Source organism: Streptomyces broussonetiae, from assembly GCF_009796285.1.
GTDB lineage: Bacteria > Actinomycetota > Actinomycetes > Streptomycetales > Streptomycetaceae > Streptomyces > Streptomyces broussonetiae.
This window is the reverse complement of sequence record NZ_CP047020.1, coordinates 9,440,995-9,459,328: the sequence shown is the minus strand read 5'-3', so window position 1 is coordinate 9,459,328 and position 18,334 is coordinate 9,440,995. Positions and strand designations below refer to the sequence as shown.

Genomic DNA, 18,334 nt, shown 5'->3' with positions numbered 1-18,334 from the left:
GATGAAGAGCACCGCACTCGGCCTAGCTGTAGGAGCCGGCTACTTCCTGGGCCGCACGAGGAAGCTGAAAATTGCGCTCGCCGTCGGCTCGTTGGTCGCCGGGAAGAAACTCAGTCTCAGTCCGAGACTACTCGCGGACACCATGAGCCGGCAGATGAAGGACAACCCTCAGTTCAAGGAGATCGGCGACCAGCTCCAACAGGACTTGCGAGGAGTCGGCAAAGCCGTGTCCGGCGCCATCATCGAACGGCAGATGAATGCCCTCGCCGACCGGCTGCAGGACCGCACGGCCCAGGTCTACGAACGGCTCTCCAGCCCAATGCCCGTCGGCTCCGGACGCGCTGAGGAAGGGTATCGGGAGGACGAAGACGTCCCCGAGGGCCCTGCGGAGGAACGCGCCGAGGACGAGACTGGTGATCGCGCGAAGGAGGCCCCTGCGCACGCGGAACGCACGACCGGACCGCGCGACCGGAAGCCGGCCAAGCAGGCGCCGGTCAAAAAGGTCCCGGCCAAGAAGGCAGCTCCAGCCTCGAAGACGGCTGCGGGGGGTTCGAAGAGGGGGCGCAGGGCTGCCGGGAGCAGGACTGCCAGTGCGTCCCGAGAGCGGAAGGGTGGCGACGAGCGATGACCGAGCCCCTCGGATCCGCCACCTCCGCGGCCGGCACTGCAGGCGCAGGTGTGGCCGGCAACCCGTTCAGGGACCTCGTCCTCCGCAGCAAGGCCGCCGACCGGCTCAAGACCGAGGCCCGGGAATACCTGGCTGCCCAGGCCACGAGGCTGCTCAACGGCCTCGGCCACAAGCTCGGCGAGACCACTGTGAGACTCAACGACATCGCTGAAGGGAACAGCCGCGGCTTCGCCGAGCTGGCCCTCGAAGGCGGTCGCAAGCTCGCCGATGGCAAGGGCCCGCTGCGTTCCGCACTGGAGATCGGCGCCTCCCACGCCAAGGACAACGTGATGGAAGCCGTCAGTAACCTCACAGGCGGCAAGGGGAGGAGAAAAGGCAGCAGCGGCGACAAGCCCACCGTCATCATGGAGTCCGTCGATGTCGGCGTGCCGGCACGTACCACCTACGACCAGTGGACCAGGTATCAGGACTTCTCGGCCTTCGCCAAGGGTGTCAGGAGTGCGAGCAGCGCCGATGACACCCACTCGGACTGGCAGGCCAAGGTCGCCTGGTCCACCCGGAGTTGGAAGGCGCACACCACCGAACAGATCCCGGACCACCGCATCCAGTGGACTTCGGAAGGTGCGAAGGGCAGCACGAAGGGGGTCGTCACCTTCCACCCGCTCGGCGAGAACCTCACCCGGGTCCTTGTGGTCATGGAGTACTACCCGAGCGGCCTGTTCGAGAGGACCGGCAACCTCTGGCGAGCCCAGGGCCGCCGGACGAGGCTCGATCTGAAGAACTTCGCCCGGTTCGTCACCCTGAAGGGCGAAGCAGAGGACGGCTGGCGCGGCGAGATCCGGGGCGGCGAGGTGGTCCGCAGCCACGAGGACGCCATGGCCGAGGAAGAACAAGGACAGGAGCAGGGCCCGGGCCGCCAGCACGAAACCCGCGAGGAAGAGTCTGAAGCCGAGGAGATCCCGTACTCCGACGAGGATACGGACGAGGACGAGGCGGAGGAACTCGAGCCCGAGTACGAGTACGAGTACGAAGAGGAGCCGGAGTACCACGAGCGCGGAGGCCGTCGATGACGTCGCCCAGCCGGCTTCCCGATCCGTACGGCCACAGCGGCGGGGCCAACCTCGCGGACATCCTGGAGCGTGTGCTCGACAAGGGACTGGTGATCGCGGGCGACATCCGGATCAACCTGCTCGACATCGAACTGCTGACCATCAAGCTGAGGCTCATCGTCGCCTCGGTCGACAAGGCCAAGGAGATGGGCATCGACTGGTGGGAAAGCGACCCAGCGCTCTCCTCCAGGGCCCGCCGCGACACGCTGGGGCGGGAGAACGCCGAACTCAGCGAGCGACTGGCACGGCTCGAGGAGCTGGAGCGAGGCCGGACCCCGAAGGAGGCACCATGACCGGACTGAGCTACGTCTACGCCGTCTGCCACCCCTTCGAGGGGCCCTCGTTGTCCCGGCTCACGGCACTCGGGGGCACTTCCCCGACGTTGCTCCACCACTGTCGGCTGGCCGCGGTTGTCAGCACGGTCCCGAAGGCCGACTTCTCCGAGCAGGCTCTGAAAGCGCGGTTGGAGGACCTGGACTGGCTGAGCTCGACCGCCCGCGCGCACCAAGCCGTGATCGACGCGCTGGTCAAGGTCACCACGCCGCTGCCACTCCGGTTCGCGACGGTCTTTTGGGACAGCAGCGGGGTGCGCTCAATGATCGAGGAACGCCAGGACGACTTCCGGCGCACCCTGAACCGGCTGGAAGGCCGGGTGGAGTGGGGTGTGAAGCTGTACCTGGACACCGAGCCCGCTTCCGACCTTGCCGAGAGGCCCGCAAACGGCCGGGACTACTTGCGCCGGCGGCGCGCCAGCACCCACGCCCACGACGAGCGGTGGCAGCTCGCCGAGGTGTTCGCCCAGTCGCTGCACGAGCGCCTTTGCCGATACGCCGAGAATTCCAGGCTGTACGCCCCACAGGGTTCCGCGCTTTCCACGGAGCCCGGCCGGAACGTTCTCAACGCGGCCTACCTGGTGCCCCGTGCGCATTCCGAGGACTTCGTGGACCAGGTGGACCGGACGAAGGACGAGGCGCCCGGCATCCGGGTGGAGGTCACCGGACCCTGGGCACCCTATTCGTTCACCGGAGAGGCGGTGCTATGACCGTCGTCGAACGTCGTGAGATCGCGCTCGTGGACCTGCTCGACAGGCTGTTGGCCGGCGGAGTCGTCATCACCGGCGACATCACCCTGCGGATCGCGGACGTCGACCTGGTCCGGATCGACTTGAACGCGCTGATCAGCTCGGTGAACGCGTCGGTACCCACGCCCTTCGAGACACTGCCGACGCCAGAGGAGGCCGAGTGACGCCGCGCAACCGGCTCGACCTGGAACCGGACTCTGTCGAGCGCGACCTGGTGAAACTCGTGCTCACCGTCGTGGAATTGTTGCGCCAGCTGATGGAACGCCAAGCCGTGCGCCGATTCGAAACCGGTGAACTGAACACGGACCAGGAGGAGCGGATAGGACTCACCCTGATGCTCCTGGAGGAGCGGATGGTAGACCTGCGCGAACGCTATGGCCTGCGCCCCGAGGACCTCAATCTGGACCTCGGCCCACTCGGACCGCTGCTTCCCCGGGACTGACTTGGGGCTCGCCGCGGGGCGCGTCGCCACCGCCCTCGCGGCCATGAGTCCGTGTCGAGTCGCGCGGCCGTCGTACCCGTCCTTGACCGATGCTCACTCGGCCGCCCGGCCGCGCGCCGAAACCGCTGCCTGTCGCCCGCCGGTGGCTAGGCTCAGACCGGCACCGTGACTCGCCACCTCCGGCGGGCGGGAACCCCTTTTCGGGCTCAAGGATGTTCTCCAACGTTGAGGCCGACGCTCTACCAGCAGACGAGATCGGCATCATGTTCGACTGGAGGAGGATCAGTGTCGAACTCATCACTGAGAGCTGTGGGATGGGCACGTTCGCTGCCGGTCAGCAGCGGGGCGAAGGCGGCCAGGGACTGGACGCGCACGCACCTGGCGACGCTCGGCTGGACACAGACGGCACCCGATCTGGCAGACTCGGTCCTGCTGGCCGTGTCCGAACTGGTCACCAACGCGCATGTCCATGCCCGCAGTACGGCTCAGCTGGTCCTCACCTGGGATGAACAATGCCTGCACGTGACCGTGCATGACGCGTCCCGCCGACTGCCCGAACAGCGTCACCCCTCTGACACTGCTCTCGGGGGACGCGGTCTGCTCCTGGTCGAAGCCCTTGCCGACAGCTGGCAGGCGCACCGTTGCCCGCATGGCAAAGACATCACCGCGTGCTTCCAGCGGCCCGCGTCCGATGAGCCCGGCGCAGCCGGCTCCGGCAAGGACTAATGACCCCGCACCTGTCAGCTTGTCCGTTCGCTGTTCGGGTCGCCGGGCCGAGAGAGTCCCGGCCGTGAATCGCCTCGAGTGAACTGGGGAGACGGATAGAGCCGCGCACAATGGCTGGCTGCCCGGTCCCCCGCGACTGGCTGGCCCGCCAACAGCTTCGGGCCGGGCCTGGATGGCAACGATCCTGTGCGTGCTGCGGACGGACATACGAGCCTGGGCCCAAGAAATCTTCCCGCAGCCGCACTCGATGGCCGACGCGTTTGTGCCAGTTCCGGTGATTGGCCGGTCGTGAGCCTGAGCCGCATGCCGCCGAGGTGGCGGCTGTGCGGCACCTGCTCCGGCCGGGGTCAGCCGTCTCGACACCACCTACGAGTCCTCGACTGCAACCAGGCGGCCGACGAACCTTCCTCGAACCCACGGCCCGTGACATGCGTGCCTGATGATCGCGGTACGACGTGCAAGTCCCCCACAAGGCGCTCTACGCAGTACTTCGAGCGGCTGGCCGCGCTGTCGGCGTGCGACGTCTGCTGCGGCGGCCGGCCGCCGAGGGTTGCACTCCTGTGTGGAGGCGTTCCGCGCACGGACCCGGAGGAAGCCGGCGCCAAGGACATCGGTGTGGACGTCATCCGCGTCAACGGCCACTTCGGCCGCCGATGATCCACCGCAACGAGATCCTGGGCTCCCTCGCGCGAACCCGCGCGACCTGATGCCGGTGTGGACTTACGGGGAGGCGGCCGACGGTCACGGGGCCTGCGTTTCTCCGGCCGACGGCTCGGACTCGCCCTCGTCGTCAGCCTCGGCCCGCACGTCGCGCGGGGTGGGTGCGGTGATGTTCCGTTGCTCGGCGGATCGCTGCCGCGTCTCGTCGTCGACCTGCGGGGTGTCATTCTCATCAGGGGTTGTCACAGCAGCTGTCCCTTCACAGGTATTCATCGTGTTTCGGGTCGCACAGCTTGCACTTCGGGCGAGCCCGCCTGGCTGATCCGCGCGTGGCAGCCTTATGCCTTGTGCTGCATGGCGCGACGCGCGGGACTATCCTGTTCGGCCGCCTTCGGGTCCTTCTCATCAGCCTTGGCTCGCACGCCGTCGGTGATGCGCTTGCCGATGGTTTCGTCGATGTTCGACCAGTACCTGAAGGCACGCTCGAGGACCGGTTCACTGACGCCGTTGAGTAGATGACCGACAACATTGTCGACCAGACGATCACGGGCCGCACCGTCCATCACCTCACGGACCAGGGTGCCGGCCTGCCCCCAGTCGTCGTCCTCGGGGTGAGAGACGTAGGCCGCACGAACTATCTCTCCGTCGGCCTCCCAGCTGGGCGGGTTCCCGTAGCCGACCGTGTCGGCTGCCGGGCCGCCCTTGGAGTTCGGGGCGTAGACAGGGTCGGTCGTCCTGCGGTACGCCATCGCCCCGTCCTTGGAGTAGGTGTGGACGTCGACGACGGGGGCGTTGACGGGCAGTTGCTGGTAGTTGGCACCGATGCGATGGCGATGGGCGTCCGCGTAGGAGAACAGCCGGGCCAGAAGCATGCGATCAGGACTCGGTCCAATGCCGGGGACCAGGTTGTTCGGCTGGAAGGCCGCCTGCTCGATCTCGGCGTGGTTGTCCGTCGGGTTGCGGTCGAGAGTCATCCGGCCGACCTCGATGAGCGGGTAGTCGCCGTGCGGCCACACCTTGGTGAGATCGAAGGGGTTGAAGCGGTAGGTCGCGGCGTCCTCGTACGGCATGATCTGTACGTACAGGGTCCAACTGGGGTGCCTCCCGTCACGGATGTGCTCGAAGAGGTCGCGCACGTGATAGTCCGTGTCGACGGAAGCCATCTGGTCGGCCTCGTGCTGGGTGAAGAACTCGATGCCCTGATCGGTCTTGAAATGATATTTCACCCAGAACCGGTCACCTTCGGCATTGATCCACATATACGTATGCGACGAGTAGCCATTCATATGTCGCCAGGTACGCGGAATGCCACGGTCCCCCATCAGCCAGGTGACCTGGTGGGCAGACTCCGGAGAGAGCGTCCAAAAGTCCCACTGCATGTCGTGGTCGCGCAGGTTGTTGTCCGCCCGGCGTTTCTGGGACCGGATGAAGTGCTGGAACTTCATCGGATCCTTCATGAAGAATACCGGCGTGTTATTGCCGACCATGTCGTAGTTGCCTTCGCTGGTGTAAAACTTGACCGCGAATCCGCGCGGATCACGCCAGGTGTCCGGACTGCCCCGCTCGCCCGCCACGGTCGAGAATCGGATGACCAGATCGGTCCGCACGCCCGGCTGGAACACGGCCGCCTTCGTGTAGGCGCTCACGTCGTGCGTCACTTCGAATTGACCGAAAGCCCCGCTTCCTTTTGCGTGCGGCTGGCGTTCGGGAATCCGCTCCCGGTTGAACTGAGCCATCTGCTCGATCAGATAGGCGTCGTGCAGCAGAATCGGACCCCCAGGACCTACGGTTAGCGAATGTTCATCACTCTCCGCCGGGGCGCCCGAGTCGGTCGTGGTAGCCGGTCGGAACTCTGTCATGATGGATACGCCTTTCGCCGTGCTCAGCAACCACAAACGGCTGGTCGCGCGGGCGTGCTGAACTCCTGGTTTCACCTGAGGCCTCGCGCCGCAGGCCGGGTGACCCCGAATCGGCCGCGGTAAACGCACCAGAGCTGATGAGTTCTCAGGTTTCAAGATCGAGCAGTTGGAGTGCGTGGTCGGCTCGTCACCGATAGCGGTCGGTGGCGGCGGTGATGTTCGCCCGGCCGGCCTGGCGGATGAGGCGGATGGCGAGGTACGGGGGCCTCATCGCTCAGGGTGCGGTGACAGCGCGGATGCGGCAGGCGTCCTCGGCGAAGGTCACGTCTCTCACGTGGCGCAGAGCCTCGACCTGCCAACCCACGCGGATCAGTTGTGCGAGTGGGGCCGGGTAGCCCGGGCGAGGGTGAGGCTGGTGCTCACGTCTACCATCTTGGCGGTCGTCTCGCCGATCTTGCGCTTCGTGCGGCGGCGCTTGATCTCGATGGCCTGGACGGCGTGCGGGAAGAGCTGGCCGGGCTCGAGGGTGCAGGCCTTCGGACCGCGGATCTCGCGCCGGCCGTGGTTTGTGTCCCGGGTGCGGTGCTGGAGCGGAATCTCGCGCCAGTGCAGTCGCTGCGGCTGTCGGCGGAGCCTCTTCCGGTTCCCTCTCACGGCCAGGATGTAGTGGGCGCCCTGGGCGGTGATGCGTTCGGCGTGATCGGTCTGCGTGTGCGTCGCGTCGCCGATGATGACGTGTCCGCGCAGGTCGAGCCGGCGCGGGCCGTACGAGGTTCCTGCGCTAACTCGACCAGCAAGGGTGCGACCTCATCGTCGTGTCCTCGCCGGCGGAGGGGGGCTGGGACTCGCGATCGCCAACCGGCTCCAGCGCACCGTGGGGCCCGGCCCACCCTGTGACCAGCACCGACGCTGCGCCTTTACCGCACCCGGAGACAGGGGCCGGCGGCCTTCGTGACCGATTCGGCCAGCTCGTGCCGCCCCTCGTCGGTGACGACCTTTCCCCATCCCTGACACACCTCGCAGCCCCTCCCCATTGCCAGGTGGGCGCCGGGGACGGTGCTGGGCACGCGGTCGGCTCCGTGAGCCATAGGAGGCCATTCCGGGCGAGGGCCGCCTCGAAGCGGAACCTCAGCGCGCGACGCTGCGCCCGGCGCTGTACTCGGCCCACGCCGGCGGCTTATCCCCGCGCCCCCTCGAACGCCAGGTCCTCGAGCTGCACACAGTCCACATCGGGACCTGCCGGGCACCGCCTCGTGGGTAATGTGCACCAGCCGTTCGGAGCCGCCGTTGTTCCACTGGTCCGCAGAGTATCCGCCGAGGTTTCGCCGCCGAGGCATGGAGTGCGCCATCCGCGGCGCACACACGCACCAGGCGCATCCCTGCCTGCGTCGAACGGGGATTGGCAGGCCGGAAGCGGGGCACACGGGCCGGTGTGTCAACCTGTGTGAGTGGTGCGACGAGGAGGCTCCCCATGCTCATGGCACACCCGGCCGTGCTGCAGAACCTGATCAAGCAGTATGAGACGCTGCGTATCCTGCGCGCCGAAGACGGCAGCGAGGAGGTACGTCGGCGTATGGATGACGTCGCGTACACGCTGTGCGTGTCGACCGGCACGTGCGACGTCGACGCCGCTCTTATCGCCGCCCGCCACCAACTGCCCGGGGCCCGAACCGAAGACGACTCACTTCTTGCCCTCTGACCGCGCCTGCGGCGTCCCCGGCACCACCGTGCGCCCCGCCGTCCTGCTGGCTTCCTCCGCCGGCTCGTTGAGCTGGCCCGGTTTGTCACCCCAGTGCCGCCGTTGTGACCGGCCCGGCGCGCGGAGATCGAGGGCGGCGCTGTGGAACTGCGGCCTGCAGACGCGAACAACGCACTGCGTGACGCCCGCGTCCTGACCGACCGCCTCGTCCAGGCCGCCGGCGGTCGGCCGCTCGGCCGAGGCTCTGCATGCCTACGAGGCGGCGACGCTCGGGTACGGCTTCGACGCCGTGCGCGACTCGGCCCGCCCGCGGACACCGCTTGGTGGGCCGGGACCTGCTGCACACCCCGCAGGGATGGGCCGGGCGCCGGCCGGTTCGGTGCCCGACTGCCCGCCGAACCGCCGACCATCGCTGCCGCCACCGCGCACCGCCTCACCGAGCACACCCGCTCGTTGACGATGCTCGACCGCGATCAGGTGTACGCGCGCCTCGGCGCCGGCGGACCTGAACTACGGACGGCTGTACCGCGCCGTCGAGCGCCTGCGGTTGCGGGAGGTGTTCGCCGAGATCGGCGTCGTCACGGTGGATCCGACGGGGGCATCGGCTGCACGCGGTGTCTTGAACGCCGGCTTCCAGGCCCTGTTCGCCGGGGCTCTCGCACGTGCTCGGTACCCGCCGCGTCGGGCGCCTATTTACCGGCGCGTATCGGCGAACTCCGGTACTGCCGCGCACCAGGAAGGCGGCTGTGGGTCCGCGGAGGGGACCGCCACGGCGCGGTCCCGGGAGGCGGTTCGAACATGACCTCTCAGTGAACGAGCGCCTTCCGTAGTTTGGGCTTCGCTGCATCGGCCCATGTGGCCGGCAGTCCTCGTTCACACCCTTCTGCCACGGCTTGCTCCTGGCCGTACAACAGGCCCCAGGTGAAGGCGGGCTCTCCCGCCGCGTGCGCCGCCAGGGCCAAGTTCCGCAGGGTGTCGCGCGCAACGACGCTGTCCTGATGCTCACCGAGCATTTTCTGTACGGCTTTGACACGCTTGCCGAGCCGCCTGACGGGTTTACCGAGCGATGCCCGCGCCGGTTCTGTTGCGTACCGCGCTTTCTTGGCCGCCTTGCGGGCCTGGTGGAGGGCCGCGTCGCGTTCCGTCCCCCGGGCAAGCTCCAGCGCGTGTGCCACCCGGCCGGCCAGCCGGACGTGCTCCTTGAGTATTGCCTTGACCATGACTTTCTCCGGCTTGCGAGTGGCCTTGCGGCGCAGTGGCGGCTGTTCCGTGAGTTCGGCCAGCGAACTCAGCAGGGCCAGATATCGGGATGAGAGCAGGGCGTCGAGGGTGCGCTGGCGCGACTTTGAGGTGCGGGCGACGTTCCACACTTGCAAACGGGCGTCGACGGGCCCAAGGATCAGCTCACGGGGCGAGGCTCCGATACGCGTGCTGAGCCGGTCCACAAGGACCTCTTGGTCACGTTCCGCGCCAAGCTCCCCGCCCAGCCACTTGAGCTCCGCACGGATCGGATCGGTGACCTCACGGTCCAGCACCGCACGGTAGGAACGCAGGATGCTGCGCAGTCGTCGGCAGGTGACGCGCATCCTGTGCACGGAGTCGGGCAGGCCGCGGCGTACCGCGGGATCGGCGTTCACCAGGGTGTGCCTCTGCTCGTCCACGTACCTGAGGACCTCGTCGCCGGCTGAGCCGGGTACGACGGTCTCGGCGCGCTTGTCCGGCAGGCGCGGCGCTACCGTTCCTGTTTCTTCCAGCGCCCGGGCCAGCTTGGATGAACCATCTGCGCGGGCGATACCGTTCTTGCGCAGCGTCTTGTCGACGGCGTCGAGCAGCAGGGGATCGGCGTCCTTGGCGAGTTCGACCTCCATTTCGGTCCATGAGGCTCGTACGGTCGTGTCGAGCAGGGACTCGGCGCGGACGCTGTCGAGGCTCAGCTCTGCGAGGACCGCGCCTTCGGAATCGATGAGGTGCCGCGTGCTTCGGGAGGACCGGATACGGATCACTGGCCTGAGTTCTGCCCCTCGAGTACGCGAAAGGGTCAGGTCGCGCAGGGTGTCCGGAATCGTGTCTGACAGCGGAGCCTGCACCGCCTCCCGGCTGTCCCCGGACGTGGGCAGTTTGAGGTGCCAGCCTGCATCAGCCCCGCCGGTCCTTCGGCGCAGCGTCGCCAAGGCGCCAACCATGCGCAGGTCGTCCGTGTCGTAGTACACAGCGTCCAGTTCGTCGAGGCCCTTCTCCACGACCGACACGATGCCGTGCACACGAGTGAGGTCCGGCAGCCACGAGGTGTCATCGGCCGACGGTGCTTCGTACTTTCGCTCTGTCTCACGCTTCGAACGGGTCATACTGGGCGCGTGCACGCGACAGCGGGGTTCAAACACTTGTGAGGCAACATCCCCGCGGTGAGCAAGCCGACTGAGCAGGCCGGTGGCTACCCCAGAGCGGACGGCCGACCGGGACCTGGCCGCTTTGACTGCAGCCTCCCGCCGGCTCGGCCTCGGGCGATCAGCACGCCATCGCGCCCGACTGTCGTCGAGAGGGGTGGCCGGAGCGGGGGTGTCGGCGCTGGCGCCGGTGATGGGGACGGTCTGCGCCCGCGGATCATGTCCCTTCTGAGCGGTGCACGTCGTCTGGTTTGGGATTGTGGGCGAGGCGGGCGACGGTCTCGAGCAGCAGGGCGTGCACGAATGCTTGCGGAATGTTGTCGCGCAGTTGTCGCTGGGCGATGTCGAACTCTTCGGCGTACAGGCCGGCTGCCCTGTCGGCGCCGCGGTTGCGTTCGAACGAGCGATGGGCTTCGACGGGGCGGTCTTGCTGGTGTTGGGCCTGAGCCATGACGAACCCACACAGCAGGAATGCGCCTTCGCCCTCTCCCAGGGGCCGGTTGTCGTGGCGGTAGCGGTAGATGAAGTGGTCTTCCGTCAGTTGCCGGCGGCTGGCTGCGAGGGTGGCGCGGGTGCGCACGTCGTTTGCAGGCAGGGCGCCGCGGAGGGCGGGCAGCAGTAGTGCCGCGTCAACCGCGGGGTCGTCGGGGGTGCGTCGCCAGTGGCCGTCGGGGTGCACGCTGGTGGCTGCCGTGGCGGCCAAGACCGTGTCGGCGAGCGATGTACAGGTGACGGGGAGCCGGTGGCTGAGGGCGGCGTCGGCCAGGGCGCGCAGCCCTGCGACACAGGTGAGTCGGCTGTGGGTCCACGGCCCCGGGTCCAGCTCCCAGATGTCGGCGTCAGGTTGTCGCCATCGTTGGGCGATGGCACGTACCGCGATGTCGGCGGCCTTCCAGGCGTCGGCAGCCAGGCGGTCCTGCCGCCGGGCGGCGGCGAAAAGCGTCAGGGCTTCGCCGAAGCGGTCCAGTTGGAACTGCTGACCCACGCCGTTGCCGATCCGGTCGAAAGCCGCCGGGATAGCCGGGCAGGGCGAATTCGTGCTGCTCGGGTACGGGTGTGCCGTGGACGGTGTAGGCCGGGGGCCAGGTGCGGGCCGTCGGCCAGCAGCCGCTCGCGGGTGAAGCGAACGGCCGCGTCGAGCAGGTCAGGGAGCCCGGCTGCGGCTGCGGCTGCGGCTGCGGCCTGACTGGCGTAGCTCTGGTCGCGGATTCCCATGTACCGGTAGTCGTAGTTGGGGCCTTCGTCCGCGCGTTCGGGCAGGCTGGTCGTGGCCGCCGCGACCATGCCGCCGTCGCGGGTGGTCAGGCCCCGCAGCAGGGCGTAGGCGCGCCGGGCGTCACGGGTGGCAACGGCGTGCTCCAGGCGGGGTACGGTCGCGTGCCAGGCATGCTCGGTCGCGGTCCATGCCTGCTCGGCCCGCGGGAGGGTGAGCGACAGCGGCACGTGGGAGCTTTCCAGGACGAGGTCGTTCCGCTGGCCGGGCTTCAGCAGCAGGTCGGCCATCAGTCCCTCAGGGCGGACGGTCCGACTAGGCACCCTGCCAGCGCAGCCGGTGACGGCCGTGTTCGGGTGCCAGACGCCGTCGTCGCGATGCGGCGAGGTCAGCGGGGCTCGCCCGAAGTCGGCGCGTGGGTCGAGTACGACACGGACGTGGGCGGTTCCGTCCACGGCGTGCACCTGCCGTAGCAGAGTCAGGCTGTCGGCATCGCCGGGGAAGGCCGGGGCTTCGCGGCACCCGATCACACCGTTGTGGGTGATCCAGCGGCTGCGCCAGATCAGCGTGCCCTCTTCGTAGTAGCCGCCGGGCACCCAGTGGTCGTGCCCGGTCACGGCGTAGACGCCGCCACCGCCGATGAGGGAGGCGAAGATCGCCTCGTCGTGCCAGGTGGATGCGCAGAACCAGTTCAGAGCGCCGTCGGGTCCGACCAGCTCGCCGCGCTCCCCGTCGGCCGGCAGCGCGTAGTCGTGCAGCGCATGCGACGGGAAGGAAGTGGTGCTCATCGGCGCTGCCTCCTGCGGTCAGCCCACCCGGTGGGGCTGTGCGCGCTCGGTGTTGAGGATCAGTCCCAGCCCGGGCGCGCCGTCGACACCGGGAGTGAGGCTGCCGCCGTCGGGGCGAGGCAGCCGTCGAAAGAGGATGCGCTCGATGTGCACATGGTCGTGGAACCACTCCAGGCACCGCAGGTCGAGCACCGCAGCGGCGGCGTGCGCATGGGCGTGTGGGGCACAGCAGTCCGTTCCACGACCGGAGTGTCGCTCACCTGTCGTCCTCCGCGCCGGGACGGTCCTCGCGGGAGCGGTGACCGGGCCGGGAACTCCTGCACCTTGGCCTTGAAGCCCTGGCGGACCACGGCGGCCCGGTCGCTGTCGCCCTTGAGGACGGCCGTCGCGGCGGCCTCGATCTGGTCGAGAGTGGCGTGCGGGGGGATGGGTGGCACGGCCGGGTCGGTGACGAAGTCCAGTACCCAGGGTTTGTCGGCGGCGAGCGCCGCCTTCCAGGCGCCCTGGACGTCGGTCGGCTTCTCGATCCGCATTCCGTCCAGGCCGGCCAGCCGGGCGAAGCCGGCGTAGGCGAAGTCGGGGATGGACCGGGAGGGCAGGAACTGCGGGGCGCCCTCCACACCACGACACTGATCGGCACCTTCCGGTAGTTCGAACCGTCCGTGGCGTAGGCGCCCCTGCTGCCCGCGTCGAACCGGACCTCGCCATCCACGGACCCGCGCAGCGCCGCCTCCAGCTGGGCGACATCCAGTACAGCGGCGTCCCAGGGGGTACGAGCCTTCAGACCGAACCGCCTTCCCGAGTGCTTGACCGTGCGCCGGCACCCGGCCGTACCGGCATCTCTTCTCCCGTCCCATCCGTGAGTACCCGCCCTTGCGCCGTGCACGGGCGGGTACTCACGGCGCTCGCCGTACGGCGATCCACACGCGCCGGGCCCAACGTGCCCGCAGTCCGCGAACCGGGCACGACCGGTTGCGCCGTTCGCTGAGAAAGAATCTCCTGTGGGCATTCACGCCCTGACCAGCAGGCTTGGGTGCCGTCGAACCGCCGACGGAGCGCCCACTGCGGGCGCCGACGATCGATGATCGGGGAGCGCCCGACCGGGTGGAGCCGGGACAGGGGCCGCGCATGGTTCCGGCAGACGGGGAACCCGTGTCTGCTGGGCGGGAAGGACCGGCCCGGACACGACCCGCGAAAGGCGGACAGGCGATGGGACATGGCGGAAACGTGCTCGAGGAATTGATGACGGACCACCGGGAGGTCGAGGAGATCTTCGGCCGGATGGAAGCGATGACCAGGGGGCAGGAACTGCGTGACCTCGTCGACGCGGTCACCATCGAGCTGGTGCGTCACTCGGTGGCCGAGGAGGAGTACCTGTACCCGGCGGTTCGCAAGCACGTCGAGGGTGGTGACCGGCTCGCGGACAAGGAGATCGCGGACCACGGCCGGGTCGAGAAGCTCCTCAAACAGCTGGAGAAGACGGACGCCGACGACCCCCGGATGATGATCACGCTGCAGCAGCTCATGGACGAGGTGACCGCCCACGTCCAGGACGAGGAGAACAACCTCTTCCCGATGCTGCGCCAGGCGTGTTCCTCCGAGGCGCTCGACGAGCTCGGGGACAAGGTCCGCCGGGCCAAGGCCATGGCCCCGACCCGACCCCACCCCTCCGCTCCCGACACCCCGCCCGCGAACAAGCTCCTCGCCCCGGGCGCCGGCCTGGTGGACCGTGCACGCGACTTCGTCACCGGCCGCGGCAAATCCTGAACCCCGCAGCGCCACCAGCGGGCGAAGGCGGACGAGCTACGGGGCGGGTAAGCACTCGCTCGGGTCCGGCCGCCTCGCCCGCAACCGCATCCTGTGACGCAGACCATTTCGTCTTCCGAAGCGGCTGCATACGCTGTCGTGCCACGAGCGGGGCAGTGTGGCCTCGCGCAACAGCTCGCGGGACCGATCAGCCGGGACACAGGCGAGCACGCTCTCAGAGGGACCGACCGCCGTGTCCGACGATCTGACACCTGTCATAGCCGCCTCCACCCGCTGGCTCCTGGCCGCCTACCCCGCCCCCACGGGCGCGCTCAGCCGCGCGCTCGCCGAGGCGCAGGCCCGGCAGGCCACCACCCTCGCGGCTAGCCTGCGCTACCCCACCAGGCTCGACGTGCAGTTGCTCCACCTTCTCGCACCGAGTGGATCCCACCGGCTGGACTGGCACACGGGATGCAACCCGCATCCTGGCAACACCGCCTGGCGGACCTGGGTCGACGAAACCGTCGTCAGCTGGGCCGCCTGCCTCCTGGCCGACCCCGTCCTGGCCACACGCGCCCACCAGGCCCTCTCTGCGACCGAGCACGCCGTCGTCAGCCTGCTGCGACTGACCGCCCCCAGCGGCCGGGACACCGAAGCCGCCGCCCTGCTACGCCACCCCGACCTGCTTGAACACGTCGCCTGCCTGCACCGCCCCCAGCTCATGGAGCTGCTCAGTGCTGACAGCGCCGAGGTGCCGTGATCCCTTCCTCATGGGGACCAAGCGTGATCCCTTCCTCATGGAGACCAAGGGCGAGCTGATCAGGGAGCCGTGCAGGAGCGGGTTTCGCCGCGACGCACCGAAGCCGCCAGGGCCGACAAGACTTGCCGGCCCATGCCGGAAGACCTGCGGCGGCGGATCCTCCACTCGCGGCGTTCGAGAGGTCTCTGCCACAAGAGCAGTGGACGTCCGGCCTCACCGTGGTGGTCGCCTCCGTCCTCGTTCCCCTCGCGAGTGTCGGCCGAGGCGGAAGAGGCCGTCGGGCCGGCACCGTTGCTGGGTGCCCGCCGCCGAATGCGGCAGCCCACCTCCATCACTGCGGGCGGGTCTGTCAGTTGAGGGTGAGCATGGCCTCGCGCAGCCGGGTAAGAGTGCGGGTCAGCAGGCGGGAGACATACATCTGGGAGACGCCGAGGCGTTCGCCGATCTGGGCCTGGGTGAATTCCTCCACGAACCGCATGCGGATGATCTGCCGGTCCCGCTCGTCGAGTTCGTCGATCTGCGGGGCCAGGGCGTGAAAGTCCTCGACGAGTTCGAGGGCATGGTCCTGGTTGCCGATGAAGTCCTGTAGGGCGGCTTCGCCGTCGTCGCTGTTGTTGATGGCGGCGTCCAGGGAGGCGGAGTTGTAGCCGTTGGACGCCAGCCGAGCCTCACCCACTTCCTCCTCGGACAGGCTCATCAGTTCCGCGAGTTCCCTCCCCGCGGGGGTGCGGCCCAGGCGGCTCTGGAGTTCCTCGGTGGCGCGGGCCAGCTGGATCCTGGCCTCCTGCAAGCAGCGCGGTACGTGCACAGCTCAGGTGGTGTCACGGAAAAACCGCGCGGCGGCCGTCATCGCCTTCGCCGTGGCGCCATGAACAGGTCAGCAAAACCCGCAGGCGGGAACGGAAATGATCGAGATGACCTCGCAGTGGTGCAGGAGGCGGTCGAGGATCGCGGTGGCAGGCCTGATGCCTAGCTCTTCGGCAATGCGAGGCCTGGCTTCCTGCAGGTAGAGCTTGACCCGCTGGTAGTTGATGGTGACCCCGAACTCCGATGCCAGACGCTCATGGATCACCCTGCCCTTGAGCAGGATCTCCGACCTCAGCATCGCGTCGATCAGTGGGGCGACCTCGTCCACCAGCCGTTTCCGCGGCCGGCCGCTTGGTTCCCGCTCCGGCGCCGCCGGTACCTGGACCGACAGACACTTCGCGACCGTGCGGCGGTGGGGCCCGGTCTCCTTGGCGATCTGCCGCTGGCTCATAACGCCGGACTCGAACAAGCCGCGATACCGGCTCAACTCAAGCCAGCGATGCGGGTCCAAGTCGACCTTCAGCTCGGTCAAGCTTCGCACCAAGGTCACCCGGGGTGCGGGGAGCCCCGCCGCCTCCCTGGCGATCGTGTCCAAGCTCGTGTAGTCCGCCCAGGAACGTTGGCGCGCGGTCACCGCCCCGCACCTCGTCGCCCTCGTCCGCGCCGGAGCCCGCTTTGAACGCGGACACCTCGTCGAACGCCCCGAAGCGCACGCGGCCTGAATTGCCTCATGACCCGAAGGATTTGACCATTCCTCTGGTATCCCCGTGCCCGCCGCCACTGTTGCTCAGGAGATTTCGTAGGTCCCGTCAAGCCGTGCTCGCCCGAGGACATGGCCCGCGAGGGCGGTGAGCATCTGGTCGAGGGAGAAGCCGTCCGGCAGTCCTGTGGCCCGGGACAGAGCGAAGATCTGGAAGACGTAGGTATGGGGGCCGTGCGACCGGATAGGCATGGGTCCGGCGTAGCCACGGCGCCCGAGCGGGCCCTTGCCGAGCCGGAGGCCGGGCACGGGGCTGGGGTTCGCGAGGGCGTTCTCCGCGATGCCGGTCAGGGTCGGGGCGATGCCGAGCGCGAGCCCGTGCGTGGCCGGCTTACCGAAAGGGACGTCGGGATCCTGCACGATGAGTGCGAGCTCGACGGTGCCCGCCGGGGGCGGGGTCCAGGCGAGGGCCGGCGAGACGTTCGCGCCGAACACGCGACCGCGATGCCGGGCCGGGATGGGGGTGCCGTGGCCGAAGGCGGGGCTGGCCAGCGTGAGATTGTCCGGGGCCTGCAGGTCCGGATGGGCCCAGGCGAGGGTGTGGTGACCGGCGCGCCGGTTGCGCAGTGCGACACCGAGGGGGTTTGCCAGCATGGCTGGGGCAATTCCTTACGGTCATTGATTAGGCATACGAAACAATTCTTTAGGTATACTAAGCAGCCATGGAGAAGCGCGCAACCTGCGACGACCCCACGGCCGAGCGGTCCGCCGCCGAGGCCGCGGACCACGACCTCGGCGGACAGGTGCGCGCCGCCGTCTGGAGCCTGTTCCGCCGCTTCCGCAGCGAGCGGCCCGACGGGGAGCTGGGCGACGTCGCCCTGGACGTACTTGTCCATCTGCACAAGCGCGGACCGCAGACACTGACTGCCCTGAGCGAGCGCGGCGGGGTCTCGCCCGCCTCGATGAGCCAGACGGTGAACCGCCTGACCTCGGCCGGTTACGCTGTGCGCTCCCGCGACGCGGACGACCGCCGCAAGGTGCTCTTCAGCGTCACCGAGGAGGGCGACCGGCTCGGCGGCGCCACGCAGGCGCGCCGCAACGCCTGGCTCGACGCGCGACTGGACGCCCTCGACGTCGAGGACCGTGCGGTGATCGCCCGGGCCGCGGCACTGTTGGCCGCCATCGCCGACTCCTGAGCGCCTCTCCCAGCAGCACCGATCCACAGGTCTTGACGATTGCTCCATGATCACGGGACCTGTGCTCGCCCTGTCACCGGGACATCCTGGACCACCTATCTGCGCGAGCTCTTTGGCGCACTCATCCGTACGAGGTGGTGCACGTCCACCTGTACGCCGACAGCGCACCACCGAAGGCGGGCTGCCAGCAGTACTGCCTCACTAGAATGATCAAGTTCACGGGCTGCTTCCAGCCGTCCTGTGACATCAGCGCCGGGTGTGCCCAGTCCCGACGCGACCGGCGGTCACTGGAACTACCCATCCCGGTGACCGCCGCCTTCAACGACTGGGGCAATTGGCCGGTGGCCTCGCACAGCTCCAGAAGGGCGACACCCCCGACATCCCGGCGGACCCTCGGCACCGGCGGCCACGCCGATGCGACCTCCCTTTACTCAGCACGGGAGTCGCTCAAGCCCGGCCCGGGCCTGCATAGCCGCACTGGCCCCAGCACACCCGACCAGGTCAGCCCGAGCTTGCTCTGTGTGGCGTTCCAGTCG

At 68.5% G+C, this 18,334-nt stretch carries 19 protein-coding genes and 3 pseudogenes; 12 read left to right on the top strand and 10 right to left on the bottom strand.

The genetic code is table 11. From position 1 onward, the window contains the following. Position 1 precedes the first annotated feature (1 nt). From GQF42_RS43265 to GQF42_RS43235, 7 genes are all read left to right on the top strand, one after another. Positions 2–628: a DNA primase gene (locus GQF42_RS43265; RefSeq protein WP_158929208.1), complete on the top strand. Its 627-nt coding sequence runs from the start codon at positions 2–4 to the stop codon at positions 626–628. Next, positions 625–1,698 carry an SRPBCC family protein gene (locus GQF42_RS43260; RefSeq protein WP_158929206.1) on the top strand — a complete coding sequence of 358 codons (1,074 nt, stop codon included), beginning with the start codon at positions 625–627 and terminating at the stop codon, positions 1,696–1,698. The genes GQF42_RS43265 and GQF42_RS43260 overlap by 4 nt, the downstream gene beginning before the upstream one ends. Next, complete coding sequence (locus tag GQF42_RS43255; protein ID WP_158929204.1) at positions 1,695–2,030, top strand: gas vesicle protein; 336 nt, start codon at positions 1,695–1,697, stop codon at positions 2,028–2,030. Before GQF42_RS43260 ends, GQF42_RS43255 begins: the two co-directional genes overlap by 4 nt. Further along, positions 2,027–2,779, top strand: coding sequence for a GvpL/GvpF family gas vesicle protein (locus tag GQF42_RS43250; RefSeq protein ID WP_158929202.1), 753 nt, complete (start codon positions 2,027–2,029; stop codon positions 2,777–2,779). Before GQF42_RS43255 ends, GQF42_RS43250 begins: the two co-directional genes overlap by 4 nt. Next, a complete protein-coding gene (locus tag GQF42_RS43245; RefSeq protein ID WP_158929200.1) occupies positions 2,776–2,982 on the top strand; it encodes a gas vesicle protein in 207 nt (68 codons plus the stop codon). Before GQF42_RS43250 ends, GQF42_RS43245 begins: the two co-directional genes overlap by 4 nt. Beyond that, positions 2,979–3,260, top strand: coding sequence for a gas vesicle protein K (locus tag GQF42_RS43240; RefSeq protein WP_158929198.1), 282 nt, complete (start codon positions 2,979–2,981; stop codon positions 3,258–3,260). Before GQF42_RS43245 ends, GQF42_RS43240 begins: the two co-directional genes overlap by 4 nt. Before the next feature lie 285 nt (positions 3,261–3,545). After that, the gene (locus GQF42_RS43235; protein WP_158929196.1) at positions 3,546–3,986 is read left to right on the top strand and encodes an ATP-binding protein; all 441 of its coding nucleotides are present in this window, start codon (positions 3,546–3,548) and stop codon (positions 3,984–3,986) included. A gap of 741 nt (positions 3,987–4,727) precedes the next feature. Here GQF42_RS43235 and GQF42_RS43230 read toward each other — a convergent pair. The 3 genes from GQF42_RS43230 to GQF42_RS43220 form a co-directional block, all read right to left on the bottom strand. Further along, entirely contained in the window at positions 4,728–4,892 is a 165-nt protein-coding gene (locus tag GQF42_RS43230) for a hypothetical protein (protein WP_158929194.1), read from the bottom strand. Positions 4,893–4,984: 92 nt separating this feature from the next. Further along, positions 4,985–6,505, bottom strand: a complete 1,521-nt coding sequence (locus GQF42_RS43225) for a catalase (RefSeq protein WP_158929192.1) — start codon at positions 6,503–6,505, stop codon at positions 4,985–4,987. A gap of 369 nt (positions 6,506–6,874) precedes the next feature. After that, the gene (locus GQF42_RS43220) at positions 6,875–7,252 is read right to left on the bottom strand and encodes a transposase (protein WP_158931298.1); all 378 of its coding nucleotides are present in this window, start codon (positions 7,250–7,252) and stop codon (positions 6,875–6,877) included. A 724-nt stretch (positions 7,253–7,976) separates the two neighbouring features. Between GQF42_RS43220 and GQF42_RS43215 the strand changes: the two genes are divergently transcribed. Continuing rightward, positions 7,977–8,204, top strand: coding sequence for a DUF5133 domain-containing protein (locus GQF42_RS43215; RefSeq protein ID WP_158929190.1), 228 nt, complete (start codon positions 7,977–7,979; stop codon positions 8,202–8,204). 806 nt (positions 8,205–9,010) lie between these two features. On the opposite strand, the gene GQF42_RS43210 is transcribed toward GQF42_RS43215, so the two are convergent. From GQF42_RS43210 to GQF42_RS43200, 4 genes and pseudogenes are all read right to left on the bottom strand, one after another. Beyond that, the gene (locus GQF42_RS43210) at positions 9,011–10,549 is read right to left on the bottom strand and encodes a CYTH and CHAD domain-containing protein (RefSeq protein ID WP_158929188.1); all 1,539 of its coding nucleotides are present in this window, start codon (positions 10,547–10,549) and stop codon (positions 9,011–9,013) included. 256 nt (positions 10,550–10,805) lie between these two features. Next, positions 10,806–11,573, bottom strand: a complete 768-nt coding sequence (locus GQF42_RS47430) for a glycoside hydrolase family 15 protein (RefSeq protein WP_325100404.1) — start codon at positions 11,571–11,573, stop codon at positions 10,806–10,808. Next, on the bottom strand, positions 11,531–12,589 hold the full coding sequence (locus GQF42_RS47425; protein ID WP_325100403.1) for a trehalase-like domain-containing protein: 1,059 nt from the start codon (positions 12,587–12,589) through the stop codon (positions 11,531–11,533). Before GQF42_RS47425 ends, GQF42_RS47430 begins: the two co-directional genes overlap by 43 nt. A gap of 256 nt (positions 12,590–12,845) precedes the next feature. Next, positions 12,846–13,209 (bottom strand): annotated as a pseudogene (locus GQF42_RS43200) (thiamine pyrophosphate-requiring protein); the annotation flags it as partial. Between the two features lie 589 nt (positions 13,210–13,798). Between GQF42_RS43200 and GQF42_RS43195 the strand changes: the two are divergent. Then, positions 13,799–14,356 carry a hemerythrin domain-containing protein gene (locus GQF42_RS43195; protein ID WP_158929186.1) on the top strand — a complete coding sequence of 186 codons (558 nt, stop codon included), beginning with the start codon at positions 13,799–13,801 and terminating at the stop codon, positions 14,354–14,356. Positions 14,357–14,588: 232 nt separating this feature from the next. Beyond that, a complete protein-coding gene (locus GQF42_RS43190) occupies positions 14,589–15,095 on the top strand; it encodes a hypothetical protein (RefSeq protein WP_158929184.1) in 507 nt (168 codons plus the stop codon). Positions 15,096–15,444: 349 nt separating this feature from the next. Here GQF42_RS43190 and GQF42_RS43185 read toward each other — a convergent pair. Beyond that, positions 15,445–15,930 (bottom strand): annotated as a pseudogene (locus tag GQF42_RS43185) (sigma-70 family RNA polymerase sigma factor); the annotation flags it as partial. Between the two features lie 42 nt (positions 15,931–15,972). After that, positions 15,973–16,434: a hypothetical protein gene (locus GQF42_RS43180; RefSeq protein WP_446447368.1), complete on the bottom strand. Its 462-nt coding sequence runs from the start codon at positions 16,432–16,434 to the stop codon at positions 15,973–15,975. On the opposite strand from GQF42_RS43180, the pseudogene GQF42_RS46655 reads away from it, so the two are divergent. After that, positions 16,412–16,624: pseudogene (locus tag GQF42_RS46655) on the top strand (IS256 family transposase); the annotation flags it as partial. The gene GQF42_RS43180 and the pseudogene GQF42_RS46655 overlap by 23 nt on opposite strands. A gap of 65 nt (positions 16,625–16,689) precedes the next feature. Here GQF42_RS46655 and GQF42_RS43170 read toward each other — a convergent pair. After that, positions 16,690–17,256: a YbhB/YbcL family Raf kinase inhibitor-like protein gene (locus GQF42_RS43170; protein WP_158929182.1), complete on the bottom strand. Its 567-nt coding sequence runs from the start codon at positions 17,254–17,256 to the stop codon at positions 16,690–16,692. 68 nt (positions 17,257–17,324) lie between these two features. Between GQF42_RS43170 and GQF42_RS43165 the strand changes: the two genes are divergently transcribed. Continuing rightward, the gene (locus GQF42_RS43165; RefSeq protein WP_158929180.1) at positions 17,325–17,798 is read left to right on the top strand and encodes a MarR family winged helix-turn-helix transcriptional regulator; all 474 of its coding nucleotides are present in this window, start codon (positions 17,325–17,327) and stop codon (positions 17,796–17,798) included. Positions 17,799–18,334: the final 536 nt, after the last annotated feature.

What these genes read in the sequence shown, in the direction of transcription:
- GQF42_RS43245 (WP_158929200.1), top strand. Translation starts at nt 2,776, where the DNA reads ATGACCGTCGTCGAACGTCGTGAGATCGCGCTCGTGGACCTGCTCGAC.
- GQF42_RS47425 (WP_325100403.1), bottom strand. Translation starts at nt 12,589, where the DNA reads ATGAGCACCACTTCCTTCCCGTCGCATGCGCTGCACGACTACGCGCTG.
- GQF42_RS43170 (WP_158929182.1), bottom strand. Translation starts at nt 17,256, where the DNA reads ATGCTGGCAAACCCCCTCGGTGTCGCACTGCGCAACCGGCGCGCCGGT.
- GQF42_RS43210 (WP_158929188.1), bottom strand. Translation starts at nt 10,549, where the DNA reads ATGACCCGTTCGAAGCGTGAGACAGAGCGAAAGTACGAAGCACCGTCG.
- GQF42_RS43195 (WP_158929186.1), top strand. Translation starts at nt 13,799, where the DNA reads ATGGGACATGGCGGAAACGTGCTCGAGGAATTGATGACGGACCACCGG.
- GQF42_RS43225 (WP_158929192.1), bottom strand. Translation starts at nt 6,505, where the DNA reads ATGACAGAGTTCCGACCGGCTACCACGACCGACTCGGGCGCCCCGGCG.
- GQF42_RS43265 (WP_158929208.1), top strand. Translation starts at nt 2, where the DNA reads ATGAAGAGCACCGCACTCGGCCTAGCTGTAGGAGCCGGCTACTTCCTG.
- GQF42_RS43250 (WP_158929202.1), top strand. Translation starts at nt 2,027, where the DNA reads ATGACCGGACTGAGCTACGTCTACGCCGTCTGCCACCCCTTCGAGGGG.
- GQF42_RS43260 (WP_158929206.1), top strand. Translation starts at nt 625, where the DNA reads ATGACCGAGCCCCTCGGATCCGCCACCTCCGCGGCCGGCACTGCAGGC.
- GQF42_RS43165 (WP_158929180.1), top strand. Translation starts at nt 17,325, where the DNA reads ATGGAGAAGCGCGCAACCTGCGACGACCCCACGGCCGAGCGGTCCGCC.
- GQF42_RS43215 (WP_158929190.1), top strand. Translation starts at nt 7,977, where the DNA reads ATGCTCATGGCACACCCGGCCGTGCTGCAGAACCTGATCAAGCAGTAT.
- GQF42_RS43255 (WP_158929204.1), top strand. Translation starts at nt 1,695, where the DNA reads ATGACGTCGCCCAGCCGGCTTCCCGATCCGTACGGCCACAGCGGCGGG.